This is a genomic window from Kribbella sp. VKM Ac-2566 (genome assembly GCF_004366005.1).
Lineage (GTDB): Bacteria > Actinomycetota > Actinomycetes > Propionibacteriales > Kribbellaceae > Kribbella > Kribbella pratensis.
In genome coordinates, this window is record NZ_SODT01000013.1 from 297361 (window position 1) to 316492 (window position 19132).

A 19132-nucleotide genomic window follows, 5' to 3' on the forward strand; every position below is an offset into this window, starting at 1 on the left:
GTGGATCGGCGGTGCTGCGGTGCTGCGGTGCTGTGGTGCTGCGGTGACGGTGGGGTGAGGGAATGACGGCGGTGTCGGGGTGGGGGACGGCTCGGGGGATTGCGGAGCGGGTGCGGTCCGGGGCGGTCACCGCGGTGGAGGTCGTTGAGGAGGCGGTGGACGCTGCTCGGCGGCTCGACCCGGTGCTGCACTTTCTCGACGAGCTTGATGTGGATGGGGCGTGCCGGGCGGCTGAGCGGTTGGAGCCGACGGGGCCGTTGGCCGGCGTACCGTTCCTGATCAAGGCGCGTACGCCGCCTGAGTCGCCGATCCTGACCCGGCTGATCGCCGCCGGCGCCATCCCGATCGGTTGGGCGACGCGGGCGCGGTCGGGTGCGGTGTCGCTGACGTTCGGGTGGAACGGACGCGAGTACACGCGGAACCCGTGGGACCTGGAGCGGTCACCTGGTGGGTCAACCGCGGGTGGTGCGGCGGCGGTCGCGGCAGGCGTCGTACCGCTGGCGACCGGTGGTGACAGCGGCGGGTCGCTGCGGATCCCGGCATCGTTCTGCGGGATCGTCGGGTTCAAGGGCACGTACGGTCGCGTCCCGCGGCCGGGCGGACGCGCACTCGGCGGACTGACCACGGCCGGCGTGATCGGCGCGGACCTCGACGACGTCATCCTCGCCACCAGCATCGCCAGCGGCCCCCACCGCCTCGACCCCACATCCCTACCCCACTGGCCCGTACCGCCCGAGCCCGGACCGCTCGAGGTGGGGCGGTACGGAGGAGACCTGGTCGGGCCAGGCGCGAGCGGGCCGTTTGCGTTGGCGAGCGCGCGGCAGTCGCGGGTTGCTTATTTCTCGACGTTGGGGCGGTGGGCTGCGGACCCGGGTGTTGATCGGGTGGTGCGAGAGCGGTTGGCCCAGTGCGGTCTCGAAGTGGTCGACGTACCGCTGGAGCTCGGACCTACGGACGAGGCTTGGCCGGTGTTGTGGGGGCTGGACAATGGGCGTGGTGCGGAGGCGGCGGCCGCCAACCGTGCGCGGGAGATTCGCGACTTCAACAACACGGCGCTGGCCGATCTGTTTGCCGAGGTCGATGCGCTGGTGACTCCGACGACGCTGACCGTTGCCCACGGCTACGACCAGCACGAGCAGAGCATCGTGACCGGCGACCCGTGCTGGATCTTCAACGTGACTGGGCATCCCGCGGTGAGTGTCCCGGCGGGACTGGCGGACGGGCTACCGGTGGGTGCGCAGATTGTTGCGCCGCATGGGGCGGACGAGCTTGCACTGGCGGTGGCTCGCCAAATCCTGACCGACCTTCCTCGACCACCCCACTGCTGACCACTCCCGCCTGTCCGTCAGCCGCCGCCGCTTCGTCAGCTGCGCCCACCGCTCTTGCTGGTACGACTGGTGGGAGTGCCTTGGCGACGGTGTTGGCGAGGTCGATGGCCGAGGCGCGCTTGCGATCCGGCGTGGTTTCGCCGCGGGCGGTGGGGGAGCGCAGGGCCTCGGGCTTGGTGAAATCGGCGATCGCGGCGACAACTGGCTCGGTGTAGACCGCGTGGTGTGTGGGCGGTTCAGCCGGGAGTGGTTGCGCCGGGGAGGATACGGGCGGTCGGACGGCTTCTTTGAGCTCCGTGCGGAAGAACTTGACCAGTTCCTTCGCGCGGAGGATCCGGCTGCGACGGAGTACGTGGCGCTCACCCGCCAGCGAGGCTTTCTCCCGCCAACTGACGTCGAACATGATCCGCCCCCGCCGGAAGCCGGGATTCGTCTCACCACCGGGATAACCGCGCGCGTCCCCGTCGGTGAAGAACTCGCTGTAGAACGCCCCCTCGTCCTCATGCTTCAGCACGTTCCACGCCCGGTACTGATCCGTTGGCAGCTCGCCCCGGACCCACGCCTCGTCCATCAACGCGTGCGAGGTCGCGTTCAGCGGCCGATGGCCGACATACCGGTACTGCGGACGCTCGCCACGCCGGCGCCGCTCGTGCTCGGCGATGATCTGCGGCCACTCGTCCGCGGAGACGGCCCGTGCCAGCCGGGACGCGAACGAGGTACGGGCGCGCAGCTCGGCCCGCGAGGTGACCGGATGATCGGTCCGTCCGGTCATCGTCTCGAGCTTGTCCATCACGAAGGTGCCGCCGTGTGGCCCGATCCGGTTCCACCGGGTGACCTTCAGCGACGGCCGGTTCGGACCACCCGTCACCGCGTTCAGTGCACGCAGGGCGGCGACTCCGACGCGGTAGAGCGGCACGCGCCGGCGCATGACGCGCGTCTCCCACCGGGTCCGGTAGTCGCTGTCCAACCACGCCGTACCGACGAGCTGGCTGGCTTCGCGACGGTTCATCGCGGGTGTTCCGCGCGCCAGTTCTTGATCATTTGGTCCATGTCGGCGTGGATGAAGGCGAAGAAGTCGGCGGCTTCGGTGAGGCGGCGGCCGACCGGGGAGTCCTCGCCGAACAGGGACGCGCCGGAGCGGCTGGTCGACTCCCACTCGCTGAGGGCCAGGTTGCGACGTTCCAAGATCGCGGCGAAGACGTCCTCGCGGATCCGGTAGTGGTCCTTGCGTGAGCCGGGCAGCCGTTCGCGGGTGATGAAGGAGACCTGAAGCAGCTGACGTACGGCGCCGGACACGGCCGGCTGGCTGATCTGCAACGCCTCGGCGAGCTCGGCCGCCGTCATCGTCCCGGTCGGGCTGACCAGCATCGCGCCCATCACCCGCGCCGACATCGTCGGTACGCCGCTGTTCGCCAGCACCCCCGCGAAGCGCTCGACGAACTGGCTGACGGCCTCCCGGCTCGGTTCCTGCACCATGGTTGAAGCTTACAGTAATTTGATCTATCGCAACTATCACAGACTTCTGATAATTTGAATTCATGACCTCGACCATCGATACCGGAGGGCAGACGCTGACCGGCGCCCGCCGCTTCGGTGTGCTCATCGCACTGTGTCTCGCCGTGCTCGTGCTCGGTCTGGACACCACCGTGCTCAACGTCGCGCTGCCGACGCTGGCGAAGGACCTGGAGGCGTCCACCAGTCAGCTGCAGTGGATGGCGAACAGCTACAACCTGGTGCTCGCCGCGTTGCTGCTGCCGGCCGGTCTGCTCGGCGACCGGTACGGGCGGCGCAAGATCATCGCGATAGCGCTCTCCCTGTTCGGCCTCGCGTCGCTCGCCTGCGCGCTGGCGGACTCGGCCGGCCAGCTGATCGCCGCCCGCGCGTTCCTCGGCATCGGCGCGGCCATGATCGTCCCGGTCGCGCTCTCGCTGATCACCGTGCTGTTCCGCACCGCGGAGGAGCGGAAGAAGGCGATCGGGTTCTTCGTCGTTGCCAACAGCATCGGTATGCCGCTCGGCCCGATCGTCGGCGGTCTGCTACTCGACCACGCCGGCTGGCAGTGGATCTTCGTGATCAACATCCCGATCGCCTTCCTGGCAGCGCTAGCAGTCACGCTGCTCGTCCCGGAGAGCCGGAGCGCGAGCCGCCCGGCGATCGACTGGCTCGGCATGATCCTGTCGAGCGCCGGTCTCGCGGCCCTCGTGTACGGCGTGACCAAAGCAGGCGAGGCGTCCTGGGGCGACACCGTGACGATCGTGTTCCTCGGGCTCGCCGTCGTACTGATCGCCGGGTTCCTGCTGTGGCAGCGGCGCACCAGCGAACCGTTGATCGAGCTGCGGCTGTTCAGCGAGCGGGTGTTCACCGGTGGCGCCGTACTGCTGACGGTATCGGTGTTCGCGATCTTCGGGTTGCTGTTCACGATGCCGCAGTACTTCCAGGGCATCAACGGATCGGACGCGCTGCACACCGGTCTCAAGTTGCTGCCGTTCATCGGCGGTATGACGGTCGGCGCGAAGCTGGCCGAGCCGGTCGAGGCGAAGGCCGGCACGCGGCTGGTGGTGATGTCCGGGTTCGTGGTGATGGCGGCCGGGTTCGTGCTCGGTGCCTTCACCGAGCTCGGGACCGGGTACGGGTACACCGCGATCTGGTTCGCGGTCGTCGGCTTCGGCCTCGGATGCTCGATGCCGCAGGCAATGAACGCGGCGCTCGGCGTGCTCGACCCGGAGCGGGCGGGGACCGGATCGGGCCTGTTGCAAGCGTTTCGACAGGTCGGCGGGACGGTCGGCGTCGCCGTACTCGGCACCGTGCTGAACTCGGTCTACCGGAGCAACGTCGACACCGCCGGGTTGCCCGCGCAGGCAGCCGACGCGGTGGAGAAGAGCCTGGCCAGCGGGCTCGCGGTCGCCGAGAAGGCTGGTTCGCCGGAACTGCTGGACAATGTCCGGGACGCGTTCGTCAACAGTCTCAACACCACGATGTGGGTCTCGGCCTGCATCGCCGCCGCCGGCGCGATCCTCGCCGCGGTCCTGATGCCCGCGAGAGCCGAGAAGCCCTCGCAGGATGCCCTGATGGGAGTAAAGCAGGACGCCTGACCAGACGAAGCAGCGCCCGCTCCCCGACACGAGGAGCGGGCGCCGCGACGTGCGTCAGCTGAGCTCGAGACCCGGGTACAGCGGGAACTTGTCGAGCATCTCGGCCGAAGCGGCCTTGGTCTTGTCGGCGACACCATCGGCCAGCACGTACTTCGCCTTGGACGGGGCGCCCGCCGCGGTCGTGGTCGGCGTGGTCGAGGACAGGACGTCGACGATCAGCTCCGCGACCAGGTCGAACTCGTCGCCGCCGAAGCCGCGCGTGGTGAGTGCCGGCGTACCGATCCGGACACCCGACGTGTACCAGGCGCCGTTCGGGTCCCGCGGTACGGCGTTCCGGTTCGTGACGATGCCCGCGTCGAGCAGCGCCGACTCGGCCTGCCGGCCGGTGATGCCGTACGACGAGACGTCCAGCAGCACCAGATGGTTCTCGGTGCCGTCCGTCACCAGCTTCACGCCACGCTTCATCAGGCCCTCGGCCAGCGTGACCGCGTTGTCGGCGACGGCCTGCGCGTACTCCTGGAACGACGGCTGCCGCGCCTCGGCGAGTGCGACTGCCTTCGCGGCCATCGTCTGGCTGAGCGGACCGCCCAGCACCATCGGGCACCCGCGGTCGACGGCGTCGGCGTACTCCGGCTGGCAGAGCACCATGCCGCCGCGCGGGCCGCGCAGCGACTTGTGGGTCGTGGTCGTGGTGACGTGCGCGTGCGGGACCGGGTCGAAGTCGCCGGTGAAGACCTTGCCCGCGACCAGGCCGGCGAAGTGCGCCATGTCGACCATCAGGGTGGCGCCGACCTCGTCGGCGATCTCACGCATCCTGGCGAAGTTGATCTTGCGCGGGTACGCCGAGTAGCCGGCGATCAGGATCAGCGGCTTGAACTCGCGCGCCTGCTCGGCAACGAGGTCGTAGTCGAGCAGGCCGGTCTCCGGGTCGGTGCCGTAGGAGTGCTGGTTGAACATCTTCCCGGAGATGTTCGGCCGGAAGCCGTGCGTCAGGTGACCACCGGCGTCCAGTGACATGCCGAGCATCTTCTGGTCCCCGAGCGCCTTGCGGAGCTTGGTCCAGTCCTCGTCGGTCAGGTCGTTGACGTGCTTCGCGCCCGCCTCGGCCAGTGCCGGGGACTCGATCCGCTGCGCCAGGATCGCCCAGAACGCGACCAGGTTCGCGTCGATACCGGAGTGCGGCTGGACGTAGGCGTGGGGCGCGTTGAACAGGGCCTTGGCGTGGTCCGCGGCCGCCTGCTCGACGGTGTCGACGTTCTGGCAGCCGGCGTAGAAGCGGTGCCCGATGGTGCCCTCGGCGTACTTGTCCGACAGCCAGTTGCCCATCGTGAGCAGGGTGGCGGGGGAGGCGTAGTTCTCGCTCGCGATCAGCTTCAGCGAGGACCGCTGGTCGGCGAGTTCGGCCTTGATCGCGTCGGCGATGGTGGGTTCCACCGCGGCGATCACCTGCAGCGCGTTGTTGTACGCGGCCGACGCGGCGGCGGCGTCGAAGGACTGAGTCATCGTTGTCTCTCCTGCGGTTGCAGTGGGTCGAAGGCACCCAGGCGCACGGTGCCGACGGGTTTCGCTCCCCGGTGGTTCTCCACCTTCAGCGCGCCAGTCGCGACTCGCTCACCCTATCGTGCGTTCGACAATGCCAGCGAACGGTGTGGTCCGTGGCAGCGTCCCGAACACACCGCCCCAGTCGTTGGCCAGCCGGGACACCACGAACGCGTCCGCGACCTCCGGCGTCGAGTGCCGGATCAGCAACGAAGCCTGGAGACACAGGGCCATTCGCGCGGCCAGTCTGCGAGCACCGGCCTCGGCGTTCTCGATGTCAGCAAGCGCTTGCAGTACGTCCTTGACCGCCGCATCGAGCCGCGCATCGGCACCCTGCACCGAGCCGACCTCGAGCAGCCACGCCTCGAGCGACTCCGGCCGGCGGAGCGCACGCAGTACGTCGAGCGCGTTGACGTTGCCCGATCCTTCCCAGATCGAGTTCAGCGGCGACTCCCGGTAGAGCAGCGGCAGCCCGGACTCCTCGACGTACCCGTTGCCGCCGAGGCACTCCAGCGCCTCCGCGACCATGAACGGCGTCCGCTTGCACACCCAGAACTTCGCGAGCGGCAGCCCGATCCGCCGGAATGCTGCTTCCTTCGGGTCTGAGGAATCCACTGCGGCAGCCAGGCGCATGGCGAGCGCGGTGGCTGCCTCGCTCTCCAGCGCGAGATCGGCGAGCACGTTCTGCATCGCGGGCTTGTCGGCGAGCAGGCCGCCGAAGGCCGACCGGTGCTGCGTGTGCCAGCTCGCCTCGACGAGTGCGCGCCGCTGGAGCGCGGCCGAGCCGAGCACGCAGTCCAGCCGGGTCGCCGCGACCATCTCGATGATGGTCCGTACGCCGGCGCCCTCGTCCCCGAGGCGGTACCCGATCGTGCCGTGGAACTCGACCTCGCTGGAGGCGTTCGAGCGGTTGCCGAGCTTGTCCTTCAGCCGCTGCAGGGCGAACGGGTTCCGGTTGCCGTCGGCAAGGACCCGCGGTACGACGAAGCAGCTCAGCCCGTCCGGCGCCTGCGCGAGGACCAGGAAAACGTCCACCTGCGGGGCCGAGCAGAACCACTTGTGCCCGTTCAGCTGGTACACGTCGCCGGCGGGCGTCGCCGTCGTGAGGTTCGCCCGTACGTCGGAACCGCCCTGCTTCTCGGTCATCCCCATCCCGGCCAGGACGCCGTTCTTCGACGCGGCCGGCAGCCGGCGTACGTCGTACTGCGTGGAGGCGAGCTGCGGGACCCACTCCTTCGCGAGTTGCGCGTCCGCCTTGAGCGCGGGCACGGCGGCGTACGTCATCGAGATCGGGCAGCCGTGGCCAGGCTCGACCTGCGACCACAGGTAGAACCCGGCCGCGCGGGTCAGGTGCGGTGAAGGGCGCTCGCTCGTCCACGGCGCCGCTTGCAGCCCGAATCCGACGGCCTGCTCCATCAGCCAGTGCCACGACGGGTGGAACTCGACCTCGTCGATCCGGTTCCCGTAGCGGTCGTGGGTGCGCAGCACCGGCGCGTTCTGGTTCGCCGGGAGAGCGTGAGACAGCGCCTCCTCGGATCCCGCGAGCTCGCCGATCCGGAGCAGATCGGGATCGGCTGTGAGATCCCCGGTGAGGTCGGCGTACGGACGCAGAGCGTCACAGAGCGCCGCGTCCCGGGTGAAGAAGTTCACGCCCCGCAGTGGGGGAGCCTGATTCGTTACCGCGAATGGGTCCGCCATGTCAGTACGGTAAGCGGTATGGCACGTTCTGGGGCAGGACCCACTGGTGGGAGCTCCCTCTCATTGGCATGGGTCCGCAAGGTCCCCGCGACGACCTGGAAGCTGCTCACCCAGACGATCGGGGTCTGTCTGCGCTACCGGGTCACCGGACTCGCGGCCGAGGGGGCGTTCTTCGCGATCCTCTCGCTGCCGCCGCTGATCTTCGGGCTGGCCGGCTCGCTCGGTTACATCGCGAGCAAGTGGTTCGAGGTCGAGACGATCAACGACATCAAGCAGCAGATCGTCGACCTGGCCGCGCGGGCGCTGACCGACGACTCGATCAAGAACGTCATCGCCCCGACGCTGGACCAGGTGCTGAACGGCGGCCGCCCGGACGTCATCTCGATCGGTTTCGTGCTGGCGCTGTGGTCCGGCAGCCGCGCGCTGAACGTGTTCGTGGACACCATCACGATCATGTACGGGATGGGCGGCAAGCGCGGCATCGTCCGGACCCGCGCGCTGTCGTTCTCGCTGTACTGCGCGGCGCTGGTGATCGGCGTGATCGTCCTGCCGCTGGTGCTGGCCGGCCCCGACGCGGTCGACGCGCTCCTGCCGCACCGGCTGGACTTCCTGAACCAGCTGTACTGGCCGGTGGTCACGATCCTGTCCGCGGGCTTCTTGAACACGCTGTACCACCTCTCGGTCCCGATCCGTACGCCGTGGGTCTCGGACCTCCCCGGCTCGTTCCTGGCGTTGTCGATCTGGATCCTCGGCAGCTTCGTGCTCCGCTGGATCCTGCAGAGCACGGTCGGCGGTACGTCGATCTACGGTCCGCTGGCGGCGCCGATCGCCGTACTGATGTGGCTCTACATGACCGCCATCGCCGTACTGATCGGCGCTGCGCTGAACGCGGTCGTGGACCGGCTGTGGCCGCACAAGGCGCAGGTCGCCGAGGTCAAGCAGGCTGCGTCCGTCGAGGAGGACGACGACCGGGTGGAGCACGACGAGGTCGAGCCGGTGATGAAGGCGGAGCCGGATCCGCACCACGAGCACGATCACACGCTGACACCGGTGGAGTCGGAGGAGCGGCCGGAGGCGACGGTCGGCCGGAAGATCGAGAAGCTCTCGGAGCGGCCCCGGAAGGCTGCTCCCTCCGCTGTGCCTCGACCTGAGCGTGAGCCTGAAGCTCAAGTTGAGCCTGAGGCTCCGCGGAAGCCCGCGTCGGTCGGAAAATCCGGTGCGCAGGGTGACACCGAAGACCTAGGCTGACGGCATCGCGACACACGGTCCCGGCTCGGGACCGCTGGGATTCGGAAGGGAGGCAGCTGCCATGAGCTTGCAACAGGCCCGGTGGGCCGTTGTCTCCCGCACTGTCCGTCCGCTGAGCTGATCTCGCGGCCGGACCCTCTGAAAGGTTCGCCGCATGTCAGCCACGCTTCAGGCCCTGGGACTCGACAGTTCCACGGCCGAGTTTCTGCAGTCCGTTCCGGAGGACCTCGTCCCGGGACGCGTCGCCCGGGTCGACAAGGGTCTGGCGACGGTGTTCACCGAGGACGGACCGGTTCGCGCCAGCTGGTCCGGGGCGCTGCTCGCCGAGATGGCCGCCGACGCGCAGGCCGGCCCCTGCACAGGGGACTGGGTCGTCCTGCGGTTCTGGCCGGACGACCGGATCACGCTCGAGTCGGTCCTGCCCCGCCGTACGACAATCGTCCGGGCAGAGGTCGGCGGCTCGTCGCGCGGGCAGGTGCTCGCGTCGAACGTCGACGTGATCGCGATCGTCGTCGGCCTGGTCCCGGAGCCGAACATCGTGCGTATCGAGCGGTTCCTGGCGCTGGCCTGGGAGAGCGGTGCGCGGCCGGTCGTCGTACTGACGAAATCCGACCTCGTCGGGGACGCCGAGTCCGTGGCCGAGGACGTGGCGGTCGCCGCGCCGGGTGCCGACGTACTGGTGTGCAGCGCGACCACCGGCGCGGGCATGGACGACGTACGGGCGCTGCTCCGCGGTTCTGAGGACTTGGGGAACGCGACGCTAGCGTTGCTAGGTTCGAGTGGCGCGGGCAAGTCGTCGCTGGTGAATGCGCTGGCAGGTGTGGAGCTGCTGGATGTGCAGGACATCCGGGAGGACGGGAAGGGCCGGCACACCTCGGTACGGCGCGAGCTGATCGCGCTGCCTCAGGGCGGGGTCGTGATCGACACGCCTGGGCTTCGGGGGATCGGTCTGCAGGAGAGCGGTGAGGGGCTGGCCGCGGCGTTCCCGGACATCACGGCGTTGGCAGATCACTGCAAGTTCAAGGACTGCTCGCACGTGATGGAGCCGGGGTGCGCGGTGCAGGCGGCGTTGGACGACGGATCGCTGCCGTACCGGCGCTACGACAGTTGGGTGAAGCTGCGGCGCGAGGCGGCGTACATGGCGCGTCGTGCGGACGTCCGGCTCCGAACCGAGGCGAAGAAGGAGTGGGTCCGCGCCAGCAAGTCCTACCGCCGCGACCACAAGCCGCGACCGTAGTTTGCTGTTCTGTCCAGCAATGAAAGGATCGGGCGTATGAACCGATCGGTGCTGGTGACGGGGGCTTCGCGGGGGATCGGTGCGGCGGCGGCGCGGGCGTTCGCTGCCGCGGGTGACCGGGTGGCGATCCATTACAGCGCCTCCGCGGACTCCGCGGCGCAGGTGCTGAAGGAGTTGCCGGGCTCAGGGCATCTGACGGTGCAGGCAGATCTGGCGGATCCGGCGGCGATCGAGGCGATGGTCTCGGACGCCGCCACGGCGCTGGGCGGCATCGACGTACTCGTGAACAACGCCGGCGTCTACCACCCGCACCGGATCCGCGAGACGACGTACGCCGAATGGCAGCAGGCATGGGCGGACACGCTCGCAGTGAATCTCGTTGGGCCGTCCAACGTCACGTGGTGCGCGGTGCGGCACATGTCGCGCGGCGGCCGGATCGTGAACGTGTCGTCCCGGGGCGCGTTCCGAGGCGAGCCGAACCAGCCGGCGTACGGCGCCTCGAAGGCGGCGATCGTCTCGTTCACGCAGTCGCTGGCGCGGGCATTAGGGCCGGAGGGGATCGCGGTGACCGCGATCGCTCCGGGCTGGACTGTCACCGACATGGCCGCGGTGAACCTGGCCGGCGACGGCTACGACCGCCGCCGGCTGGAGAGCCCGCTCGAACGCGTGGCCGACCCTTCCGAGGTCGCGGCCGCGATTCTGTACCTGGCGTCACGCGAAGCCGAGTTCGCGACCGGGACCGTCCTCGACTTCAACGGCGGCTCGTACCTGCGGATGTAAATCCCGTTCGCTCGATGCCGGGGGACTGGTTAGGGTCCTGTTCGTGCATCGCATCATCACTCCGCCGGCCGTCGCTTAGCGGACGGCATCCTCGCGCTCAGGTCTTCCGGCCTGGGCTTCTTCGGGCTGTTCGCAGACGCCCCGACCACTCGTTGCGAACACCTTCCCGGAGTGTCCGATGCATCATCGTCTCTCGACGAGGCGTGCCCTCGTCTACGTCGTTCTCGCCGCCCTGGCCTGGGGTACCGGCGGCCCGACCGGCGCCCTGCTGTCCCAGTACGCCGGCCTCACGCCGCTGTCCACGTCCTTCTGGCGCCTGGCCGCAGCTGTTGTGTGGCTGGCCGTCGCACGTCTCGCCGTACGCCGAGCTCCGCTCCGACCGGTGCTCGTGGCCAGCCCGCTCCGGCCTGTCTTGAGCGGTTTGGGCCTGGCCGCATGCCAACTCGGCTACTTCACCGCGATCCCACGTGTAGGCGTCGGCATAGCCACCGTGATCGCGTTGGGGGCGGCTCCGATCTTCATTACGATCGTTGCGCGCGAACGGCTGACCCCAGCTCTCTTCGCAGCCCTGGCCGGCCTGGTGCTGCTCTCCGCCACCAGCGGCACAGCCGACCTCACCGGTATCGCAGCAGCCGTGATGTCAGCGGCGGGCTACTCACTGACAACGCTCCTGAACCGCAACACGCCAGACCCCCTGACGACCGCGCTCCTGGGCTTCACCGCGGGCGCCTTGTTCCTGGCACCTTTCGCCGTGCTACCGACGTCACTCGTCGGCTGGCTACTGATCGCGTACTTCGGCCTGATCCCCACGGCCTTCGCCTACACCCTGTTCTACCTCGGCCTGAGAACCCTCAAAGCCTCAACCGCCTCAGTCATAGCCCTACTCGAACCAGTAGTAGCCACCGCCATCGCCGCCACGATGTTCCACGAACACCTGACCCTCACAGCCCTGACAGGAGCCGCAATAGTCCTAACAGCCGCCACAGCCCATTCTCGCCACCAGTAGCACCCGCCCAGCGGGGAAAGAAACTGTCGCCACGTGCAAATTTCTTTCCCCGCTACCCAGCCCCCCGCACCCGAGCGCTCCACCCAACCCCCGCAGCCGAGCGAAGCGAAGGCGTCCACCGAAGGACGGATGGGGATGTGGTGAGTGACCCCGCAAACGGAACCACCGCTGGTGAGATAACCGCCCAACCCAACCCCCGCAGCCGAGCGCAGCGAAGGCGCAAAGGGGGTGCGGGTGGCGGAGCCCCCGCCGCGCGGCAAGCGAAGCGCAGCCGCACAAATGACGAAGGCGAGGCGGTCAGCGCAAGTATTGCGCGACACACCTCGCCCATCGCCTTCGTGGACGATACTGGGATCGAACCAGTGACCTCTTCCGTGTCAGGGAAGCGCGCTACCGCTGCGCCAATCGTCCTCGAGGTGGAGACGGGATTCGAACCCGTGTAGACGGATTTGCAGTCCGTTGCCTCGCCTCTCGGCCACTCCACCAGAGAGGCCATTCCGCCACGTACGGCGGCGGCCTGCCGAACCTTCTCCGAGCGGACGACCGGGTTCGAACCGGCGACCTCAACCTTGGCAAGGTTGCGCTCTACCAACTGAGCTACGTCCGCGCTGCGCTCCGCCGCGTTTCCGCTCGGTGCGAGAGCAGAACAGTAGCGCACTTTCCGCCCGGACAAAAACCCGATTTCACCGGGTCGTCACGAGCCTGAATCGCACCCCATCCGTCACACGAGTCCCACCGATTCTGTCCACTCGCCACGCCGTCCGGTCACGCCTTCAGCGACACCAGATCGACGTTTTCGAGGTACTCCGCATCGCCTCGGAGATCGATCGCGGCGACACGCCCGTCGACCACGGTGAAAGAGAACACAATCAGCGGTTCGCCGCGCTGCATCCACACCAGGCCAGGCATTCCGTCGACGAGCACCAGCTTCGCGGCGGCGGCTCGTCCGGAGAACTCCTGCGCGACCCGGTCGGCTCCCGCAAGTCCCGGCGTACTGCCGTAGGCTGCCGCGCCCGCGTCCGACCGTACGACGACCTCCGGGTCCAGCACGTGAAGCAGTCCCGAGAAGTCCGCACCACGGGCCGCGGCGAGGAAGGCGGTGACGACTTCCTTCTGCCGCACCACGTCGACGTCGGTCGGTTCCGGCGTACCGCGGACCCGCCGTCGCGCCCGGCTCGCGATCTGGCGGGCGGCGGCCGGGGATTTGCCGATGATCGGCCCGATGTCGTCGAACGGTACGGCGAAGAGATCGTGCAGCACGAACGCGAGGCGCTCGGCCGGCGACAGCGTCTCGAGAACCACTAGCAGTGCTAGCCCAACCGAATCGGCCTGTACTGCTTCGAGTTCGGGATCCGGTACGACGTCGTCCGCGAGGACCGGGGAGTGCTCGCCGACCGGCAGTTCGGGCCGCCCGCGCCGAGTCCGCAGCATGTCCAGGCAGATCCGCCCGACCACGGTCGTCAGCCAGCCACCCAGGTTGTCGATCGTCGCGGTGTCGCTGCGACTGAGCCGGATCCAGGTCTCCTGGACCGCGTCCTCCGCCTCGGGCTCGGACCCCAGGATCCGGTACGCGACGCCCCGCAGCCGGTCCCGGTTCTGCTCGAACCGCGTCGCGAGCCAGTCGTCCCCGCCCATCCGGACCACATCCTTCACCTGTCGTACGTTGACCTGTCACACTGACCGGCCGAGCGCCGTCATGCGATTGACGGAGCACGAGCACCAGATGTGACAGAGGAGTGAGCGATGACGGCCGAGGCCCGCCCGTTGGAGGTCCGCAAGCAGGACACCCTGAACCGTCTGGAGGCAGACGTCGACGCGTGGGTGTCCACGGCGTCCCTGGACGGTACGCCGTACCTGATGCCGCTCTCGTTCCTGTGGAGCGACGGGACCTTGCTGCTGTCGACGTCGCGCTCCAATCCGACGGCGCGCAACCTGCTGGCGAATCCCGTCGTACAGCTGACGCTGGGGGAGGTGCGCGACGTGATCCACGTGGCCGGCACGGTCTCGATCACGGAGGTGTCGGAGGCCGAGGGTGCGGCGTTCGCGGCCAAGGCGGGCTTCGATCCGCGTCCGCTGCCGAACTACCCGTTCTTCCGCGTCACGCCTACGAAGATCCAGGCCTGGCGCGAGGTCAACGAACTCAAGGACCGCGTGCTGATGGACAACGGCGCCTGGATCGTCTGACTCACCAGAGGAACGTCAGCTCCGACACAGTGAGGTGCGGCCGCTGCGCTGTCCAGGTGTCCAGGCATGTCCGCAGTTCGGCTTCGGAGCCGGCCAGACCGAGCATGGCCGCATCCGTCGGGGCAGGCGCGTGGTCGTGTGCGTCCGGCGAACCATGCGAGCAGTCCGAGCACATCACCCTGATGCCGGACCAGTTGTCGACGCCGAGCCCCGCAGGTCCGGCGAGGTCGGCGAGCAGGTGGACGTCCTCGGTCTCGGCGCCGACCACTTGCGCCTGCCACGTCGGCATCCCGGAGTCCTGGAGCCGTGCGAGTTCGTCGAAGACCGCCAGTTGCCGGCCGCCGAACTCCCGTTCGCCCTTCGGCTCGCCGTCGTGCAGTACGACGTCCCGGAAGCGATGACCCGACTCGGGCAGCGGCACGCTCGAGATCACCGCATGCGCAGGACTCCGGCGCCAGCACCACACGACCTCGGTGTCGCCGTACTCCGGAACCACCTGGTGCCGCAGACTCGGCCGATCCGGATTGACCCGGATCGGCGTGAGGCCGAAGTCCTGGTCGATCGGACCCTGACCGGGCTCGATCGTGCCGATGCCGTACTCAGCCCACGCCCATCGCGCGGTCTCCCAGTCCGCGAGAGCAGTGGCGGCGATCCCGAGATTCCAGGCGGCCGGGTTCGCGCCCTCGAACTCCTGCCGCTCCTGGTCGGAGAACAGCGCCATGGCCCGCCGGTTCCGCTCGGCCGCCTCCGCCCACTCGCACCGCGCCTTCGAGTGCATAGCAGCCTCGAACCAGGCCCCGAAGGAGTCCGGCAGCAGCTCGGTCAGCTCGCGCACAAGCTGCCCGACACGCTCGGCGTCCCCGGCCTCATCCGCCACCTGCCACTCCCGCGCAACCTCACCCGGCTCTCTCGTCATCGCGCCATTCTGCCCGTGCCGGGGTTGACTTCGAGCGCGGTCCAAGAGGCAGGCTGGTGGACATGGTGTCTCTGGGGAACCGCAGGCCGGTCAGTGCGTTGTGTCTCGGTGCGATGAACTTCGGTACGTCGACGCCCGCGGAAACTGCCTTCGCGATCCTGGACCGCTTCGTGGAGGCGGGCGGGACGTTCATCGATACGTCGAACAACTACAACCAGTGGGTCGGCCACGGCGGTGAGAGCGAGGAACTGCTCGGGCAGTGGCTGCGGTCCCGCGGCAATCGCGACTCGCTCGTGATCGCGACCAAGTGCGGCGCGCGGACGACCGTCCCGGGCGATCCGGGGGACGCGCACTGGGAGGGCTTGAGTGCGTCGGCCGTTTCGTCGGCGGTCAAGGGAAGCCTCAGCCGGTTGGGTGTCGACCGGATCGACCTGTACTACGCACACATCGACGACCGCAGTACGCCGCTGGACGAGACCGTGGCCGCCTTCGGTCGGCTCGCCGCGGAGGGGGTCGTGGATCTGGTCGGGTGCAGCAACACCGCCACGTGGCGACTCGATCGTGCACGCCAGACAGCGGTCGCTCAGGGCGTCGCGCCGTACTCCGTGATTCAGCAGCACTCGAGCTACCTGTGGCCGAATCCGCCTGCGCTACAAGGGGTCCTGCGTCGCGGGACACCGCATTTCCAGCATGCCGGTATCGAGCACTTCGACTATCTGTCGGAGAACCCGGATCTGACCATGGTCGCGTACCAGTCGTTGCTCGGAGGATCCTATGTACGTGCGGATCGGCCGTTCTGGGCACAGCGCGGGTACGCGCATCCGACGGCGTACGTCCGCTTCGAAGCGCTCCGTCAGATCGCCGGCGACCTCGGCGCGTCCCCGAACCAGATCGTCCTCGCGTGGCTGATGCACCACGGCGTAGTCCCCCTCATTGGCGTGTCCTCAATCCCCCAACTCGAAGAAGCCCTAGCGGCCGTCGACATACAACTGGACGCCGCGCTGATGACCCAGCTCGACAACGCCTGACCCTCGCCCCACGACCCGACCACGCGGCGAGCAACGTGCAGCCGAGCGAAGCGAAGGCACCACCGTGGGGCGGTCGGCGTGTGGTGTGTAACCCACAAACGAAAGCACCGCTGGTGAGGTAACTGCCCACCCCAGCCACGGAGCCGAGCGAAGCGAAGGCGTGCACCGTGGGGCGGTCGGCGTGTGGTGTGTAACCCACAAACGAAAGCACCGTTGGTGAGGTAACTGCCCACCCCAGTCACGGAGCCGAGCGAAGCGAAGGCGTCCACCGAGGGGCGGTCGGCGTGTGGTGAGTAACCCACAAACGAAACCACCGCTGGTGAGGTAACTGCCCAACCCAACCCCCGCAGCCGAGCGAAGCGAAGGCGCAAAGGGGGTGCGGGTGGCGGAGCCCCCGCCGCGCGGCAAGCGAAGCGCAGCCGCACAAATGACGAAGGCGACGAGGTCCGCGCTTTCCGCGGACACACGTCGCCTGTCGCCTTCGTGGGCGATACTGGGTTCGAACCAGTGACCTCTTCGGTGTGAACGAAGCGCGCTACCACTGCGCCAATCGCCCGGGGTGGTGCTGATGTTTCTTGTGGGGTGTTGCGGGTGAAACCATAGCGCATGATGAAGCGACGATCTAATCGGGCCGGGCTACTCTTGCTGCAGGACGGAGACCCCGTCGCGTTGGAGACGTGATTGTGACTTTCTCGCACGACACCGAGCAGGCGCTCGGGACGCTGGTCCGGCTCGTCAACACGATGCCCGGGCCGAACAGCCAGGTCGATTCGCTGGAGACCCTGGAGGAACTGGAGAAGTTCGTCCAGGAACGGGAGTTCAGCGCGGTCGATACGCTGACGGACAAGGACCTGGCCGAGGTCCGCGACCTGCGGCCGTTGTTCGCGCCGGTGTTCACCACGGATTCCGACGCGTCGGCGGCGACGATGATCAACGCGATCATCGCGCGCGGTACGTCGACTCCGCGGCTGACCAACCACGACGGGCATCCGTGGCACATCCACTATTCCCGCGCGGGCGCGTCGCTGGCGTGCCGGATCACGGTGGAGTGCGGGATCGCACTGGCGCAGGTCATCTCGGCCGGCGAGCGTGAACGTCTCCGCAGATGCGAGGCGCCCGACTGTGACGACGCCCTGATCGACCTGTCCCGCAACCGTTCCAAGCGCTACTGCGACGCCCGCACCTGCGGCAACCGCTTGCACGTAGCCGCCTACCGCGAACGCCGCAAAGCCTCGGGCGAGTAACCCCCCAGCCGGCGGGCACCCAGCGCACGCACTACACACCGGCCGATCGCACCCGAGGATTGGTCGGCGTCGCCTGACAACGCGAACGGATGTCCCCTGCGGTTGGGGGGTTCTCTGCTGGTGTACGAGGGGAGAACCCACTGCGCGAGGGGATGTCCCCTCGCGTGCGCGCCGGTGGTGGCCGGTCCGGGCCGGTGGTCTTTCCGGAACCTTGTGTGCGCCGGTTGGCGATTATGTTCCGGAAAGCGCGGGCTACGGGTTCGGGTTTTCGGTGGAGCGTTCGGTGAAGATCTTGGCGACCTGGGCGGTGATGGTGCCGGGGGCGGGGAGCTCGCGGTCGTCGACACGCCGGATGGCCTGCACGTCGCGCGTTGTGGATGTGAGGAAGATCTCCTCGGCCTCGAAGAGTTGTTCCAGCGGTACGTCGCGCTCGAAGCCACCGAACCATTCGAGGACGAGCCCGCGCGTCACGCCGGCCAATGCGCCAGACTCGAGGGTCGGCGTGACAAGCTCACCGTCGTACACGCAGAAGATGTTCGAGCCGGTGCCTTCGCTGAGGTTGCCGATCGTGTTCGCGAAGATCGCCTCGCTGCCGCCGCGCTCCTTCGCGTAGGCGAGGGCGCGGACGTTCTCGGCGTACGACGTGGTTTTGAGGCCGGCGACCGCGCTGCGTTCGTTGCGCACCCACGGGACCGTGACGATCTCGGACATCGGCGCCGGACGCTTGATCGCCTGCGTCGCGATCAGGACGGTCGGGCCCGACGTACCGCGGTCCGACGACAGCGGAGAGACACCGCCCGTGTACGTGATCCGCAACCGGCCGAACGGGATACCGGGGTCGGCCGCCACCACCGCGTCGATACCCGCCTCGATCGCCGCGACGTCCGGTGCCGGGAGGCCGAGCCCGACCGCCGAGCGGACGAGCCGGTCGAGGTGCCGCCGGACCGCGAACGGCCGGCCGCTCTCGATCTTGATCGTCTCGAAAACGCCGTCGCCGGTGGTCAGCCCGTGGTCCAGCGGCGAGACCGTCGCCTCGTCGTCCAGCAAGGCGCCGTTCAGCCAGATACGCATGTGGTGCTCCTTCCGCGGAACACCTTAGTGCGCAGGCGATCCCGGTCCGCGCGGGAGTCCGAAGGTGAGCAGTTGATGACGGTACGTCGACGTACCGGGGACCCCGATTTTTGAACTGGAGCGGAGATGGGCTAATGTTCTTCTCGCGCCGGAGACACCGAAAACCGGTCGCAGTGCGGACGTAGCTCAGTTGGTAGAGCGCAACCTTGCCAAGGTTGAGGTCGCCGGTTCGAACCCGGTCGTCCGCTCGGAGAGGGTTCGGCAGGCCAGCTTTCTCAGTGGTGGAGTGGCCGAGAGGCGAGGCAACGGCCTGCAAAGCCGTGTACACGGGTTCGAATCCCGTCTCCACCTCGAGAACCCCACGAGGTTCCCTTGGACGATTGGCGCAGCGGTAGCGCGCTTCCCTGACACGGAAGAGGTCACTGGTTCGATCCCAGTATCGTCCACGAAGGCGATGGGCGAGGTGTGTCGCGCAATACTTGCGCTGACCGCCTCGCCTTCGTCATTTGTGCGGCTGCGCTTCGCTTGCCGCGCGGCGGGGGCTCCGCCACCCGCACCCCTTGCGCCTTCGCTTCGCTCGGCTGCGGTGGTTGGATTGGGCAGTTACCTCACGGCGGTTGTTCCGTTTGTGGGTCGCTCACCACATCCTCATCCGTCCTTCGGTGGACGCCTTCGCTGCGCTCGGCTGCGATTGTTAGGTGGGCAGTTATCTCACCAGTGCGGCGCGTCTCTCATCACTCGGTCGACCGCCCCCGGTGAAG

At 68.2% G+C, this 19132-nt stretch carries 15 protein-coding genes, 7 tRNA genes and 1 riboswitch; of the genes, 12 read left to right on the forward strand and 10 right to left on the reverse strand.

Annotation, left to right across the window (positions count from 1 at the left end; all coding sequences use genetic code 11):
• Positions 1 to 62 precede the first annotated feature (62 nt).
• Positions 63 to 1328, forward strand: coding sequence for an amidase (locus EV647_RS32150; protein WP_134009680.1), 1266 nt, complete (start codon positions 63 to 65; stop codon positions 1326 to 1328).
• Positions 1329 to 2333: 1005 nt separating this feature from the next.
• On the opposite strand, the gene EV647_RS32155 is transcribed toward EV647_RS32150, so the two are convergent.
• Entirely contained in the window at positions 2334 to 2804 is a 471-nt protein-coding gene (locus EV647_RS32155; RefSeq protein WP_134009682.1) for a GbsR/MarR family transcriptional regulator, read from the reverse strand.
• 62 nt (positions 2805 to 2866) lie between these two features.
• Between EV647_RS32155 and EV647_RS32160 the strand changes: the two genes are divergently transcribed.
• Entirely contained in the window at positions 2867 to 4420 is a 1554-nt protein-coding gene (locus EV647_RS32160) for a DHA2 family efflux MFS transporter permease subunit (protein WP_134009684.1), read from the forward strand.
• A 54-nt stretch (positions 4421 to 4474) separates the two neighbouring features.
• On the opposite strand, the gene EV647_RS32165 is transcribed toward EV647_RS32160, so the two are convergent.
• Together EV647_RS32165 and EV647_RS32170 are read right to left on the reverse strand one after the other, a co-directional pair.
• Positions 4475 to 5923 carry a glycine hydroxymethyltransferase gene (locus tag EV647_RS32165; protein WP_134009686.1) on the reverse strand — a complete coding sequence of 483 codons (1449 nt, stop codon included), beginning with the start codon at positions 5921 to 5923 and terminating at the stop codon, positions 4475 to 4477.
• Positions 5924 to 5951: 28 nt separating this feature from the next.
• Positions 5952 to 6034, reverse strand: a riboswitch (ZMP/ZTP riboswitch).
• The gene (locus EV647_RS32170) at positions 6032 to 7657 is read right to left on the reverse strand and encodes an acyl-CoA dehydrogenase family protein (protein WP_134009688.1); all 1626 of its coding nucleotides are present in this window, start codon (positions 7655 to 7657) and stop codon (positions 6032 to 6034) included. It overlaps the preceding riboswitch by 3 nt.
• 18 nt (positions 7658 to 7675) lie before the next feature.
• Here EV647_RS32170 and EV647_RS32175 point away from each other — a divergent pair, with 18 nt between their 5' ends.
• The 4 genes from EV647_RS32175 to EV647_RS32190 all read left to right on the forward strand — a co-directional run bounded on the left by EV647_RS32175 (position 7676) and on the right by EV647_RS32190 (position 11928).
• A complete protein-coding gene (locus EV647_RS32175; protein WP_134009690.1) occupies positions 7676 to 8905 on the forward strand; it encodes a YhjD/YihY/BrkB family envelope integrity protein in 1230 nt (409 codons plus the stop codon).
• 154 nt (positions 8906 to 9059) lie between these two features.
• The gene (gene rsgA, locus EV647_RS32180; RefSeq protein WP_134009692.1) at positions 9060 to 10142 is read left to right on the forward strand and encodes a ribosome small subunit-dependent GTPase A; all 1083 of its coding nucleotides are present in this window, start codon (positions 9060 to 9062) and stop codon (positions 10140 to 10142) included.
• A gap of 36 nt (positions 10143 to 10178) precedes the next feature.
• Entirely contained in the window at positions 10179 to 10922 is a 744-nt protein-coding gene (locus EV647_RS32185; RefSeq protein ID WP_133788353.1) for an SDR family NAD(P)-dependent oxidoreductase, read from the forward strand.
• A gap of 178 nt (positions 10923 to 11100) precedes the next feature.
• Positions 11101 to 11928, forward strand: coding sequence for a DMT family transporter (locus tag EV647_RS32190; protein ID WP_134009694.1), 828 nt, complete (start codon positions 11101 to 11103; stop codon positions 11926 to 11928).
• Between the two features lie 339 nt (positions 11929 to 12267).
• Here EV647_RS32190 and EV647_RS32195 read toward each other — a convergent pair.
• The 4 genes from EV647_RS32195 to EV647_RS32210 all read right to left on the reverse strand — a co-directional run bounded on the left by EV647_RS32195 (position 12268) and on the right by EV647_RS32210 (position 13581).
• A tRNA-Val gene (locus EV647_RS32195) sits at positions 12268 to 12339 on the reverse strand.
• Positions 12340 to 12342: 3 nt separating this feature from the next.
• Positions 12343 to 12413: transfer RNA gene (locus tag EV647_RS32200), tRNA-Cys, on the reverse strand.
• 49 nt (positions 12414 to 12462) lie between these two features.
• Positions 12463 to 12535: transfer RNA gene (locus tag EV647_RS32205), tRNA-Gly, on the reverse strand.
• 158 nt (positions 12536 to 12693) lie between these two features.
• Positions 12694 to 13581 (reverse strand): sigma-70 family RNA polymerase sigma factor, encoded by an 888-nt coding sequence (locus EV647_RS32210; protein WP_238177496.1) that lies wholly within the window; start codon positions 13579 to 13581, stop codon positions 12694 to 12696.
• 90 nt (positions 13582 to 13671) lie between these two features.
• On the opposite strand from EV647_RS32210, the gene EV647_RS32215 reads away from it, so the two are divergent.
• On the forward strand, positions 13672 to 14112 hold the full coding sequence (locus EV647_RS32215; RefSeq protein WP_134009696.1) for a pyridoxamine 5'-phosphate oxidase family protein: 441 nt from the start codon (positions 13672 to 13674) through the stop codon (positions 14110 to 14112).
• 1 nt (position 14113) lies between these two features.
• Here EV647_RS32215 and EV647_RS32220 read toward each other — a convergent pair whose 3' ends face one another.
• Positions 14114 to 15028 carry a tetratricopeptide repeat protein gene (locus EV647_RS32220; RefSeq protein ID WP_134009698.1) on the reverse strand — a complete coding sequence of 305 codons (915 nt, stop codon included), beginning with the start codon at positions 15026 to 15028 and terminating at the stop codon, positions 14114 to 14116.
• Between the two features lie 62 nt (positions 15029 to 15090).
• Here EV647_RS32220 and EV647_RS32225 point away from each other — a divergent pair, with 62 nt between their 5' ends.
• Positions 15091 to 16056: an aldo/keto reductase gene (locus tag EV647_RS32225; protein WP_202876373.1), complete on the forward strand. Its 966-nt coding sequence runs from the start codon at positions 15091 to 15093 to the stop codon at positions 16054 to 16056.
• Positions 16057 to 16540: 484 nt separating this feature from the next.
• Here the strand turns inward: EV647_RS32225 and EV647_RS32230 are convergent.
• Positions 16541 to 16612: transfer RNA gene (locus EV647_RS32230), tRNA-Val, on the reverse strand.
• A gap of 127 nt (positions 16613 to 16739) precedes the next feature.
• Between EV647_RS32230 and EV647_RS32235 the strand changes: the two genes are divergently transcribed.
• On the forward strand, positions 16740 to 17300 hold the full coding sequence (locus EV647_RS32235; RefSeq protein WP_130438463.1) for a CGNR zinc finger domain-containing protein: 561 nt from the start codon (positions 16740 to 16742) through the stop codon (positions 17298 to 17300).
• A 252-nt stretch (positions 17301 to 17552) separates the two neighbouring features.
• Here EV647_RS32235 and EV647_RS32240 read toward each other — a convergent pair whose 3' ends face one another.
• A complete protein-coding gene (locus tag EV647_RS32240) occupies positions 17553 to 18371 on the reverse strand; it encodes an aminotransferase class IV (RefSeq protein ID WP_134009702.1) in 819 nt (272 codons plus the stop codon).
• 175 nt (positions 18372 to 18546) lie between these two features.
• On the opposite strand from EV647_RS32240, the gene EV647_RS32245 reads away from it, so the two are divergent.
• The 3 genes from EV647_RS32245 to EV647_RS32255 all read left to right on the forward strand — a co-directional run bounded on the left by EV647_RS32245 (position 18547) and on the right by EV647_RS32255 (position 18817).
• Positions 18547 to 18619, forward strand: a tRNA-Gly gene (locus EV647_RS32245).
• A 32-nt stretch (positions 18620 to 18651) separates the two neighbouring features.
• A tRNA-Cys gene (locus EV647_RS32250) sits at positions 18652 to 18722 on the forward strand.
• Positions 18723 to 18745: 23 nt separating this feature from the next.
• A tRNA-Val gene (locus tag EV647_RS32255) sits at positions 18746 to 18817 on the forward strand.
• The last annotated feature ends 315 nt before the right edge of the window (positions 18818 to 19132 follow it).